Annotated in this window: 9 protein-coding genes; all 9 read right to left on the bottom strand. The window is 70.7% G+C overall.

Features of this window, described 5'->3' with window-relative positions:
* Positions 1 to 11 precede the first annotated feature (11 nt).
* A complete protein-coding gene (locus ACERUN_RS02065) occupies positions 12 to 1,403 on the bottom strand; it encodes a replication-associated recombination protein A (protein ID WP_370287974.1) in 1,392 nt (463 codons plus the stop codon).
* Between the two features lie 35 nt (positions 1,404 to 1,438).
* Entirely contained in the window at positions 1,439 to 2,635 is a 1,197-nt protein-coding gene (locus tag ACERUN_RS02060; RefSeq protein WP_370287972.1) for an ABC transporter ATP-binding protein, read from the bottom strand.
* A 50-nt stretch (positions 2,636 to 2,685) separates the two neighbouring features.
* Positions 2,686 to 3,786, bottom strand: coding sequence for an ABC transporter ATP-binding protein (locus tag ACERUN_RS02055; RefSeq protein ID WP_370287971.1), 1,101 nt, complete (start codon positions 3,784 to 3,786; stop codon positions 2,686 to 2,688).
* Positions 3,787 to 3,798: 12 nt separating this feature from the next.
* Positions 3,799 to 4,815, bottom strand: coding sequence for an ABC transporter permease (locus ACERUN_RS02050; protein ID WP_370287970.1), 1,017 nt, complete (start codon positions 4,813 to 4,815; stop codon positions 3,799 to 3,801).
* 124 nt (positions 4,816 to 4,939) lie between these two features.
* The gene (locus ACERUN_RS02045) at positions 4,940 to 6,673 is read right to left on the bottom strand and encodes an ABC transporter substrate-binding protein (RefSeq protein ID WP_370287969.1); all 1,734 of its coding nucleotides are present in this window, start codon (positions 6,671 to 6,673) and stop codon (positions 4,940 to 4,942) included.
* 129 nt (positions 6,674 to 6,802) lie between these two features.
* The gene (locus ACERUN_RS02040; RefSeq protein WP_370287968.1) at positions 6,803 to 7,834 is read right to left on the bottom strand and encodes an ABC transporter permease; all 1,032 of its coding nucleotides are present in this window, start codon (positions 7,832 to 7,834) and stop codon (positions 6,803 to 6,805) included.
* A 295-nt stretch (positions 7,835 to 8,129) separates the two neighbouring features.
* The gene (aspS, locus tag ACERUN_RS02035) at positions 8,130 to 9,914 is read right to left on the bottom strand and encodes an aspartate--tRNA ligase (RefSeq protein ID WP_370287967.1); all 1,785 of its coding nucleotides are present in this window, start codon (positions 9,912 to 9,914) and stop codon (positions 8,130 to 8,132) included.
* Positions 9,911 to 11,296, bottom strand: coding sequence for a histidine--tRNA ligase (gene hisS, locus ACERUN_RS02030; RefSeq protein ID WP_370287966.1), 1,386 nt, complete (start codon positions 11,294 to 11,296; stop codon positions 9,911 to 9,913). Before hisS ends, aspS begins: the two co-directional genes overlap by 4 nt.
* A complete protein-coding gene (locus ACERUN_RS02025) occupies positions 11,296 to 12,021 on the bottom strand; it encodes an MBL fold metallo-hydrolase (protein WP_370287965.1) in 726 nt (241 codons plus the stop codon). Before ACERUN_RS02025 ends, hisS begins: the two co-directional genes overlap by 1 nt.
* Positions 12,022 to 12,042 lie beyond the last annotated feature (21 nt).

The raw sequence follows: 12,042 nt of genomic DNA, 5'->3' as shown, positions 1-12,042 counted from the left end.
GGGAGACAACCCTATCGGTCCCCGCTGCCGCGGCCCGCACCGCGGATGATGCCGCGGATACGCTCCCACCGCTGCTTGACCCCGGCCTCGGCACCGAGCTCGGTGGGCCGGTAGTAGCGGGCATCGGCGACCACGTCAGGGGCGTACTGCTGCTCGGCCACCCCGAACGGCGCGTCGTGGCTGTAGACGTAGCCCTGGCCGTGGCCCAGCCGCTCGGCGCCCGGGTAGTGGGCGTCGCGCAGGTGCGGCGGCACCGTGCCGATGCGCCCCGCGCGCACGTCGGAGATCGCCGCTCCGATGGCGGTGGTGACCGCGTTCGACTTCGGGGCCACCGCGAGGGCGATCGTGGCGTGGGCGAGGGTGAGCTTGGCCTCGGGCATGCCGATCAGCTGCACGGTCTGCGCCGCGGCCACCGCCAGCGGCAGGGCCGCGGGGTCGGCGAGCCCGATGTCCTCGCTCGCCAGGATCATCAGCCTGCGCGCCACGAAGCGCGGGTCCTCCCCGGCCTCGAGCATCCGCGCCAGGTAGTGCAGCGCGGCATCGGCGTCGGAGCCGCGCACCGACTTGATGAACGCGCTGACGACGTCGTAGTGCTGGTCGCCGTCGCGGTCGTAGCGCACCGCCGCCTGGTCGGCCGCCGTCTCCGCGGTGGCGAGGTCGATCACCGAGCTGCCCTGCGCCCGTGCGGCGCCGGCCGCGGCCTCCAGATAGGTAAGGGAGCGACGCGCGTCGCCACCGGCGAGCCGCACGAGGTGGGCGCGGGCGTCGTCCTCGAGGTCGAACTCGGCGCCGAGGCCCCGCTCGTCGGCGACCGCGTGGTCGAGCACCGCGGCGATGTCGGCGTCGGTGAGCGGCTGCAGCCGCAGCAGCAGGCTGCGCGAGAGCAGCGGCGAGACCACGCTGAACGAGGGGTTCTCGGTGGTGGCGGCCACCAGCGAGACCCATCGGTTCTCGACGCCCGGCAGCAGAGCGTCCTGCTGGGCCTTGCTGAAGCGGTGGACCTCGTCGACGAAGAGCACCGTCTCGTTGCCGGTGGCCACGAGCTCGCGGCGGGCCGCGTCGATGGCCGCGCGCACCTCCTTGACGCCGGCCGACACCGCCGACACCTCGACGAACCGGCGACCGGTCTGGCGGCTGACGATCGAGGCGATCGTGGTCTTGCCCGTGCCGGGCGGACCCCAGAGCAGGATCGACAGCGAGCGACCGCCGTCGACGAGCTGGCGCAGTGGCGACCCCGGAGCGCGCAGGTGCTCCTGACCGACGAGCTCGTCGAGGTCGCGCGGGCGCATCCGCACCGCCAGCGGGGCGGAGGCGTGGACGGCGTCGCTCAGCGACCCCGGGCCGCCGGCACGCGCGGTGCCGGCGGGACCCGGGGTGTCGAAGAGCTGCGGTTCGTCGTCCACGGGGGCGACTGTAGGCGCCGGCCCCGACGGGCCGGTCAGGCCCGCCCGATCGACTTCGAGTCGAGGTCGAACCAGGTGTCGGCGTAGCCCGGCTGCTCCACCAGGTCGGTGGTCGGGCTGGCCCCGGCGTCGGGCTGGCCCTCGCGGTCGACGCCGAGGAGACCCGAGGTGAAGGGCTCGCGCGGCGCCTCGCCCAGGCGGCCCGGGAAGTGGCAGGCGACCTTGTGCTTGCGTCCGATCTGCACGAGCGGCGGCTCGTGGCGCGCGCAGATCTCCTGCGCGATCGGGCAGCGGGTGCGGAAGCGGCACCCCGAGGGCGGGTCGATCGGGCTCGGGACGTCGCCCTGCAGCCGGATGCGCTCACGGCGACCGCCGGTGGCGGCCTGGCGCACGTCGGGCACAGCCGAGAGCAGCGCCTGGGTGTAGGGATGGTGCGCGTTGGTGTAGATCGAGTCGCGGTCGCCGATCTCGACGATCTTGCCGAGGTACATCACCGCGACCTCGGGGCAGAAGTGGCGCACGATCGCCAGGTCGTGGGCGATGAACAGGAACGCCACGTTGAACTCGCGCTGGATGTCCTGGAGCAGGTTGATGACCTGCGCCTGGATCGAGACGTCGAGGGCCGAGACCGGCTCGTCGGCCACCAGCAGCTTCGGCTGCAGGGTCAGCGCGCGGGCGATGCCGATGCGCTGACGCTGACCGCCGGAGAACTCGTGCGGGTAGCGGTTGTAGTGCTCGGGGTTGAGCCCCACGATCTCGAGGAGCTCCTGGACGCGGCTGAGCACCTTGTCCTTCGGCACGATCTTGTGGATCTCCAGCGGCGCACCCACGATCGAACCCACGGTCTGGCGGGGGTTCAGCGAGGTGTAGGGGTCCTGGAAGATCATCTGGATCTCGCGACGCAGCGGCTTGAGGTCGCGCGCGCTCGCCTTGGCGATGTCATCGCCCTCGAAGCGGATGGCGCCCGCCGTCGGCTCGTAGAGGCGCGTGATGAGGCGACCGGTGGTCGACTTGCCGCAACCCGACTCCCCCACCAGACCGAGCGAGGACCCCTCGGTCACCTGGAAGGAGACGCCGTCGACGGCCTGCACGTGCCCCACCGTGCGGCGGATCAGCCCCGGCGCCTTCACCGGGAAGTGCATGCGCAGCTGCTCGACCTCGAGCAGCACCTTGGCGTCGGTCGAGGCGCGGTGGGCCGGGCCGCCGGCCTGCTCGCTGCTGGTGGCGCTCATGGACGTCGCGTCCTCCGGACTCTCGTGGGTGGGTGTCGTGTCGTCGAGCGTCACCGGTCGTCCTCCGCGCGCTCCGGGGCGAGGTCGGGTGCGATCTCGGGCAGCACCTCGGTGGCGTAGATGGTGTCGGAGTCGGCGAGGTGGCAGCGCTTGAGGTGGCCGGCGCCGCGGTTGCCCGGCACCAGCTCGGGCAGCGTGGTGCGGCACAGGTCGCCGGGCACCTTGTCGCGGTGCGCGCAGCGGGGGTGGAAGGAGCATCCGCTCGGCGGGTTGAGCAGGCTCGGCGGGCTGCCGGGGATCGGCATCAGGCGGGCATCGGTGTCGCCGGTGACGTCGGGGACGCTCGAGAGCAGGCCCCACGTGTAGGGCATCTCCGGGTGCGTGAGCACCTCCTGGCACGGGCCGTGCTCGACCGCGCGACCGGCGTACATCACCAGCACGTCGTCGGCCATCTCGGCTACGACACCGAGGTCGTGGGTGATGATCACGATGGCCGAGTTGAACTCACGCTGGAGGTCCTGCAAGAGGTCGAGGATCTGCGCCTGGACGGTCACGTCCAGCGCGGTCGTGGGCTCGTCGGCGATGAGCAGGCTGGGGTCGTTGATCAGGCCCATCGCGATCATCGCGCGCTGGCGCATGCCGCCCGAGAACTGATGCGGGTAGTCGTCCACGCGCCGGTCGGGGGTGGGGATGCCGACACGGTCGAGCATCTCGATGGCGCGGGTGCGCGCGGCCTTCTTCGACACGTCGTGGTGCACCCGGTACGCCTCGGCGATCTGGTTGCCCACGGTGTAGTAGGGGTGCATCGCCGAGAGCGGGTCCTGGAAGATCATCGCCACGTCGCGACCGCGGCGGCGGCGCATCTCGTCGACGCTGAGCTGCAGCAGGTTCGTGTCGCCGAGCATGATCTCGCCGGACAGCTGCGCGGAGGTGCCGTGGTGCAGGCCCATGATCGCCATGCTCGAGACCGACTTGCCCGAGCCGGACTCACCGACGATGCCGAGCGTGCGCCCGGCCTGGAGGTCGAAGCTGAGACCGTTGACGGCCTTCACGACGCCGTCGGCGGTCGGGAAGTGCACCATCAGGTCGCGCACCGACAGCAGCGGGGCGGCCGTGGGCGCGCCGGCAGAGGTGAGGGAGGTGGTCGTCATCTGGAGGTCCTCTCAGTCCAGCCGGACGCGCGGGTCGATGACGGCGTACAGCAGGTCGACCACGATGTTGGCCAGGATGACGAAGGCCGCGAGCAGCAGGACGATGCCCACCAGCGTCGGCAGGTCGTAGTCGGAGTTGGCCAGCACGGCGAGCTTGCCGAGACCGGGGTAGTTGAACACCTGCTCGGTGATGATCGCGCCGCCGAGCAGGCCGGCGAGGTCGAGGCCCGCCATGGTGACGATGGGCGTCAGCGCAGCGCGCAGCGCGTGCTTGAACGTCACCGTGCGTTCGGAGAGCCCCTTGGCGCGGGCGGTGCGCACGTAGTCCTCACCGAAGGACTCGATCACGTAGGAGCGCGTCATCCGCACGTAGGCGGCCATGAAGAAGATGGCGAGCGTCACGGCGGGCAGCAGCAGGCCGGTGAGCCAGCCGCCCAGTCCGCCGTCGGCGATGGTCTGGTACTTCGGAATCGGCACCCAGCCCCAGTCGATGGCCACGAACTTGTAGAGCAGCAGGCCGACGAAGAAGGTGGGCAGCGCGTAGCCGACCAGCGAGAGGCCCACGAGGCCGCGGTCGATGAAGGTGCCCTTGCGGAGGGCGGCGATGACGCCGAAGAGGATGCCGCCGATCATCCAGATCACGAAGGCCGCGATGGCCAGCGAGAAGGAGACGGGCAGGGTGTCCTTGATCAGGTTGACGACCGTGTCACCGCGGCGGGTGGAGTAGCCCAGGCAGGGCGCCGGGCAGTCCGAGACGAGCTGCGGCGCGCTCTCGCGCAGGGCGGGGTCGTCGGGGAACTGGCGACCCGCGACGACGCCCTTGGCGAACTTGCCCCACTGGGTGACGAAGCTGTCGTCGTAGCCGAGGGCCCGGTTGACCTGCTCGATCTGGGCCGGCGTGCAGTTCTTGCCGCAGGCGAACCGGCCGACGTCGACCGGGGAGGCGAAGAACAGCGCGAAGGTGATGAAGCTCATCACGATCAGCATGACCACACCGGTGAAGAGCCGGCGGATGGTGTAGGCGAGCACAGGTGGGACCTCGGAAGACGTCTGGGAGTGGCCGGATCACGGCCGGGTGGGCACCCCGGACCGGGGGCCGCCGCAGGTGCGACGGCCCCCGACCGGGTGGTAGTTCAGCGCAGGTGCGCGAACGTCACTTCTGGACGCCGACCACGGCGAGGTCGGCGTAGCCGTTGACCGCGACGTTGTTGACGTAACCGGTGACCTTGCCGCCGTGCACGAAGTTGAAGATCGTGATCTCCAGCGGGATGTAGGCGACGTCCTCGCCCAGCTTCGCGTCGACCGCGGCCCACTTGTCGGCAGCAGCGTCGAGGTCGGACTCGGCGTAGGCGTCGTCGATCATCTTGTCGACCTCGGCTCCACCGGCGTACTGACCGTAGTCGTTGCCGTTGGAGGACTTGGTGAGGTTGATCCGGCTGTCGAAGAGCGGCGGGATCACGGTGCCGACCGACGGCCAGTCCGCGCCCCATCCGCCCCAGGTGACGTCGAAGGTCGCGCCGGGCTTCTGGATGATCGAGTAGTAGGTGTCGACCTGCGGGTCGAGCTCGGTCTGGAAGCCCGCGGCGTCCCAGCTCTCCTTCAGCGCGGAGGCCTGGTTGTCCGACGTCGGCGAGCCGCCGTTGTAGGTGAACTTGATCTTCACCGGCTTCGGGGCCGAGCACTTGGCCAGCGCGGCCTTGGCACCGTCGATGTCACCGGCGGCCGGGAGGTCCTTGAAGGCCGGGTTCGGCTGGTAGCCGGGGACGCCGGGGTTCACGATCGAGTCGGCCGGCTTGTAGAACTGGTCGCCACCGCCCGCCTTGATCCAGGCCTCACGGTTGGTCGCCAGCTTCAGCGCCTCACGGCAGTTGGCGTCGCTGAAGACCTTCGACTTGAAGTTCGGCACGACGTAGTCGACGTAGGGCGACTCGACCTGGGTGTAGCGGTCGCCGGCCTCGTCCTTGCGGCCGAAGAGGGCCGGCGGGATGCGACGCTCGGTGACGGCGTACTGGGCGTCGCCCGAGTCGTTGAGCAGCTGCTCGTAGATCGTCTCGTCGGTGTCGCCCTCGCGGAAGTCCCACGTGTCGGGGTAGGCCTTGCGGATCGGGTCCGTGCTGGCGTCCCAGTTCTCGTTGCGCACGAACTTGCCGCCGGTGCCCTCCTTCCAGTCGCCCTCGAGCTTGTAGGGGCCGTTGGAGATGACCTTGAAGTTGTTCGCGTCGCCCTTGTCGAGGTCGGCGCGGTACGGGTCGAGGTAGCGCAGCGAGGCGATCGACTGCGGGAAGTCCGGCCACGCCTTCTTCATCTTGTAGGTGATCGTCTGCCCGTCGCAGCTGACCGCCTGGTCGAAGAGGTCCTGGCCGACCTTGGTGTAGGGACCCTTGTACTTCGGGGTGCCGTCGGTGTCGGTGGGGATATCGAAGTACGTGAAGACGTAGTTCGCCGGGCCGCCGATGATGACGTCGGTGGCGAAGTTGCGCGACGCGCCGTAGGCGAAGTCCTCGCAGGTGATGGCCTTGCCATCCTCCCACTTGACGTCGTCGCGGACGGTGAACTTCCAGGTCTTGCCGCCGTCGGGCGTGGTGCCGGTGTCGGTGGCGAGGTCGGCGACGGGGGTCGTGCCCTCCTTCGGGTCGTTCGAGGCCGGGTAGGCCACGAGACCGCGGTAGAAGAGGCGGCCCGAGTTGTTCAGGTCGCGACCGATGTACATGCGCTGGGGGTCCCAGTGCTCGACGTTGCGCTTGCCGATGAAGAAGACGGCGTCGCCGCCCTTCTCCGCCTTGGCACCGCTGCCGCTGTCACCGCTGCCGCCACCGCCGCAGGCGGCCAGCGCGCCGGCGAGCGCGGTGACCATCACCGCAGCCAGGGGCTTCCTACTGAAGGCCATCCAAGTGTCTCCTTTTCGATGAGTGACGCCCCTGGGGGCGTCGCGGTCCTCGACAGCCCGGAATGTCGCCGTGGACCGGATCGTGGGGTGTCTCGCTGCGTCGGCGCGGCTCGACACGGGTGGGTGGGGTCAGCGGTTCGACTTCGGGTCGAGGGCGTCGCGGGCGCCGTCGCCGACGAGGTTGAACATCACGACGATCACGACCAGCAGGAAGCCGGGGAGGAAGAAGTACATCGGGTCGGCGCTCGTGTAGTCCTTCGACTCCTGGAGGATGTTGCCGATCGTCGGGGTCGGCGGCTTGATGCCGACGCCGAGGAAGTTGAACGCCGCCTCGGCGGAGATGTAGGCGGGCAGCAGCAGCGTGGTGTAGACGAGCACCGGCGCCCACACGTTCGGCAGGACCTCCTTGAAGTACAGGCGGCGACGCGAGGCCCCGAGCAGCTTGGCCGCCTCGATGAACTCGCGCTGGCGGATCGAGAGCACCTGGCCGCGCACGACGCGCGCCACCGGCGGCCAGCCGAAGACGGCGAGGATCACGATCACGTAGAAGCCGTTGGCGAGGTCGCGCTCCCCCAGGAAGCCCAGGCCCGGCACCGACGAGATGTCGTCGCGGATGAGCAGCACGGTGGGGCCGGCGAGGGCCAGCAGCATCATCGTCTGCGGGAACGAGAGCGTGAGGTCGATGAAGCGACCCACGGTGGCGTCGATGAAGCCGCCCGAGAATCCGCTCACGATGCCGAGGACCACGCCGATGAGGACCGTGATGATGGTGGCGCTCACGGCGATCCCGAGCGACCAGGTGAGCGCGAGCATCAGGCGCGAGAGCAGGTCGCGGCCGACCGCGGGCGTGACGCCGAGCGGGTGGTCCCAGCTGATGCCGCCGAAGGCGCCGGCGGGCGCGATGCCGTCGTCGGCGAGCAGGTCCTGGTTCTGGCCGTTGGGGTCGAGCACCCCGAACTTGACCAGGAACGGCGCTGCGATCGCGGCGATGATGACGACGGCCGAGAAGACCAGCGCGATCATCGAGAGCCTGTCGGCCTTGAACCGGGCCAGTGCCAGCTGCGTCGGCGAACGTCCGGCGACGGTCTTGTTGCCGTCGGAGACCTCCACCTCCGCGGCCACCGAGTCAGCGACCTCGATCTCGGGTCCCGGGAGCGTCATCTTCACCTCTTGCCTGGGCGTTCACGGTCGCGTCACGGGGTATTCGCCCCGAGGCGCCGTCGGTGACACTAGGACGACGCGCAGCGCCAAAGCGATAGCGGCGCGGTAACGGTTTGGTCTCGACACCCCGGTAAGGCGTCCGGCAGGCGGGGGCGTGCGCCGCATTTTCCTCGGCCGTTACCCGCCCGTGACCGATGTCCTTGCGCAGTGGCAGGCAGGACGACGCACGTGCACACCGCCGAACGCCCGCCCCGCAGCAGCGGGACGGGCGTTCCGGCGGCGTGACGGGCCGGGCTCAGCTCGAGGCGGGCGCGGCGTCGTCCTCGGGCTTGGGGGCGGGCGCGTCGACGCCGGCCTCCTTGCGCTGCTCCGGGGTGATCGCGGCCGGTGCGGCGGTGAGGGGGTCGAAGCCCCCGCCGGTCTTCGGGAAGGCGATGACGTCGCGGATCGAGTCGGTGCCCGCGAGCAGCGCGGTCACGCGGTCCCAGCCGAAGGCGATGCCGCCGTGGGGCGGTGCGCCGTACTTGAAGGCGTTCAGCAGGAAGCCGAACTTCTCCTCGGCCTCGGCCTCGGTGATGCCCATGATCTCGAAGACGCGCTTCTGGACGTCCTCGCGGTGGATACGGATCGACCCGCCGCCGATCTCGTTGCCGTTGCAGACGATGTCGTAGGCCCAGGCGAGCGCCTCTCCGGGTGCGGAGTCGAAGTTCTCGAGGTCCTGCGGGCTGGTGAAGGCGTGGTGCACCGCCGTCCATGCACCGGCGCCGACGGCGACGTCACCGGCGGCCGTGGCCTCGTCGGCCGGCTCGAAGAGCGGGGCGTCGACGACCCACAGGAAGCTCCAGGCGTTCTCGTCGAGCAGACCGGTGCGGCGTCCGATCTCGAGGCGGGCGGCGCCGAGCAGGGCGCGGCTCGAGCGCGCCGCGCCGGCACCGAAGAAGATGCAGTCGCCGGGCTTCGCGCCGACGTGCGCGGCCAGGCCGGCCTTCTCCTCGTCGGTGATGTTCTTGGCCACCGGGCCGGTGAGCTCGCCGTCGTCCTGCACGAGCACGTAGGCCAGGCCCTTGGCGCCGCGCTGCTTGGCCCACTCCTGCCAGGCGTCGAGCTGCTTGCGCGGCTGCGAGGCGCCGCCGGGCATCACAACCGCGCCCACGTAGGGCGCCTGGAAGACCCGGAAGGGGGTGTCCTTGAAGTACTCGGTGCACTCGACGAGCTCGAGGTCCATGCGCAGGTCGGGCTTGTCGGAGCCGTAGCGGGCCATCGCCTCCGCGTAGGTCATGCGCGGCAGCGGCAGCGGGACGTCGTAGCCGATGAGCTTCCACAGCGCGACGACGATCTCCTCGCCGAGCGCGATCACGTCGTCCTGCTCGACGAAGCTCATCTCGATGTCGAGCTGGGTGAACTCGGGCTGGCGGTCGGCGCGGAAGTCCTCGTCGCGGTAGCAGCGCGCGATCTGGTAGTAGCGCTCGAGGCCGCCGACCATGAGCAGCTGCTTGAACAGCTGCGGGCTCTGCGGCAGGGCGTACCAGTTGCCGGGCGAGAGGCGGGCCGGCACGAGGAAGTCGCGGGCGCCCTCGGGAGTGGAACGCGTGAGGGTGGGCGTCTCGACCTCGACGAAGTCGTGGGCGGCGAGCACGTCGCGGGCCGCCTTGTTGACCTTGCTGCGCAAGCGGATGGCGTTGCCGGGCGCGCTGCGGCGCAGGTCGAGGTAGCGGTGGCGCAGGCGCACCTCCTCCCCCACCTCGACGTGGTCGCTGATCGGGAACGGCAGCGGAGCCGCGGCGCTGAGCACCTCGACCTCGCTCGCCACGACCTCGATGCCACCCGTGGGCAGGTTGGGGTTCTCGTTGCCCTCCAGGCGCGCGGCGACCTCACCGGTGACCTTGAGGCAGTACTCCGAGCGGAGGCTGTGGGCCACGGCCTCGTCGCGGACGACGACCTGGACGACGCCGCTGGCCTCGCGCAGGTCGATGAAGGCGACGCCGCCGTGATCGCGCCGATTGGCCACCCACCCGGCGAGGGTGACGGTCTGGCCGACGTGCTCGGCGCGCAGGGCGCCGGCGTCATGGGTGCGGATCACGAGGAGGGCCTTTCGGTGGAGGTGGTGGTGGTCGCGACGATCACCCGCGGCGCGAGGTCGTCGCTCGGAGGCTGCCAGGTGTCGGGGTCGGCCGCCACCTGCTCGCCGGAGCGGATGTCCTTGACCTCGTGCCGCGGCGGCTGGCCGACGGTGCGGGTGGTGAACCAGACGTAGGGGATGCCGCGGCGCTCGGCGTGACGGATCTGCTTGCCGAACTTGGCTGCCGTCGGCGCGACCTCGCAGGCGATGCCGCGGGCGCGCAGCGCGGTGGCGGTGGCGTCGGCCTCGGCCCGGTCTCCCTCGGCCGCCAGCGCCACGAGGACGACGCTCGGCACCGAGCGGTCGGCGACCAGCGCGCCGCGCTGCAGCAGCGGCACGAGCACGCGGCTGACGCCGAGCGAGATGCCGACGCCGGGGTACGTCGTCCGGCCGTCGGAGGCGAGGGCGTCGTAGCGGCCCCCGGAGCAGATCGAACCCAGCGACTCGTAGCCGTCGAGCCGGGTCTCGAACACGGTGCCGGTGTAGTAGTCGAGACCGCGCGCGATCGACAGGTCGGCCTCGACCCGCACCGACGCGGTGGCGAGCGTCGAGCAGGAGCGCACGAGGGTGGCCAGCTCGTCGAGGCCCTCCTCGAGCAGCGGGTGGGCGACGCCGAGGGCACGCACCTGCTCCACGAAGGAGTCGTCGCTGGAGCGGATCGTGGCGAGCGCGAGGCACCGGTCGGCCTGCTCGGCGGTGAGGCCGGCGTCGTCCACGAGGAGGCCGCGGACGGTGGCGGCGTCGAGCTTGTCGAGCTTGTCGACCAGCCGCATGGTCTCGTCGATCGCGTCGGAGGACAGACCGAGGCCGCCGTAGAAACCCTGGATGAGCTTGCGGTTGTTGACCTGCAGGCGGAAGCCGGGGAGGAAGTCGAGACCGGCGAGGGCCTCGAGCATCACCCGCGCCACCTCGACGTCGTGGTGGAAGGGGAGGACGTCGCGCCCGACGATGTCGATGTCGGCCTGGGTGAACTCGCGGAAGCGGCCCTCCTGCGGGCGCTCCCCGCGCCACACCTTCTGCACCTGGTAGCGGCGGAAGGGGAACTCGAGGCGTCCGGCGTTCTCGAGCACGTAGCGCGCGAAGGGCACCGTGAGGTCGAAGTGCAGACCGATGCCGGAGTCCTTGCCGCCGTCCTCCTCCTGGAGCCGGCGCAGGACGTAGACCTCCTTGGAGGTATCGCCCTTGCGGAGCAGCTGCTCGAGGGGCTCGACGGCTCGCGTCTCGACACCAGCGAAGCCGTGCAGCTCGAAGGTGCGGGTGAGGCGTGCGATCACCTGCTGCTCGACGTAGCGCTGAGCGGGCAGCAGCTCGGGGAAGCCGCTGAGCGGCGCGATGCGTGCCATCACAGCCCCCGGGTCACGCGGTCGGCGGTGCCGGAGTCGAGGAGGTCCTGCAGGAACGGGTTGGTGGCGCGCTCGCGACCGATCGAGGTCTGCTCGCCGTGGCCCGGCAGGACGACGATGTCGTCAGCGAGCGGCAGCACCTTGGTGGCCAGGGACCGCAGCATCGTGGGGTGGTCGCCCCCTGGAAGGTCGGTGCGGCCGATCGAGCCGGCGAAGAGCAGGTCGCCCGAGAACATCACCTCGGAGATGTCCGGGCCGCCCTCGGCGGGGGCCTGCCAGGGGGTGCGGAAGGTGACCGATCCGGCGGTGTGGCCGGGCGTGTGGTCGACGACGAAGGTCAGACCGGCGAGCTCGAGGCTCGCGCCGTCGGCCAGCTCCGCGACGTCGTCGGGCTCGGTGAACGTGTAGTCGCCGCCGAGCAGCATGCTCGCGCTCTCGCGGGAGATGCCGGCCATCGGATCGGCCAGGAGGTGGCGGTCGCCGGGGTGGATCCAGGCGGTGGCGTCGTAGGTGCCCGCCACCGGCGTCACCGACCACATGTGGTCGATGTGGCCGTGGGTGAGCAGCACCGCGACCGGCTTGAGGCGGTGCTCGCGCACGACGTCGGCGACGCCGGAGGCGGCGTCCTTGCCGGGGTCGATCACCACGCACTCGGCCCCGGGGCCGGTGGCCGCGACGTAGCAGTTGGTCCCCCAGGGACCTGCGGGGAAAGCGGCGATCAGCACCGCGACAGACTATCGGCAGCA

This window comes from Nocardioides sp. (assembly GCF_964229035.1).
Lineage (GTDB): Bacteria > Actinomycetota > Actinomycetes > Propionibacteriales > Nocardioidaceae > Nocardioides.
Note: the sequence above shows the minus strand (reverse complement) of the source record. Positions and strands in the feature narration are given on the sequence as shown.

Bases quoted from the DNA above. Each gene is read 5' to 3' on its own strand.
- ACERUN_RS02060 (WP_370287972.1), bottom strand. From the start codon at position 2,635: ATGAGCGCCACCAGCAGCGAGCAGGCCGGCGGCCCGGCCCACCGCGCC.
- ACERUN_RS02055 (WP_370287971.1), bottom strand. From the start codon at position 3,786: ATGACGACCACCTCCCTCACCTCTGCCGGCGCGCCCACGGCCGCCCCG.
- ACERUN_RS02045 (WP_370287969.1), bottom strand. From the start codon at position 6,673: ATGGCCTTCAGTAGGAAGCCCCTGGCTGCGGTGATGGTCACCGCGCTC.
- ACERUN_RS02040 (WP_370287968.1), bottom strand. From the start codon at position 7,834: ATGACGCTCCCGGGACCCGAGATCGAGGTCGCTGACTCGGTGGCCGCG.
- hisS (WP_370287966.1), bottom strand. From the start codon at position 11,296: ATGGCACGCATCGCGCCGCTCAGCGGCTTCCCCGAGCTGCTGCCCGCT.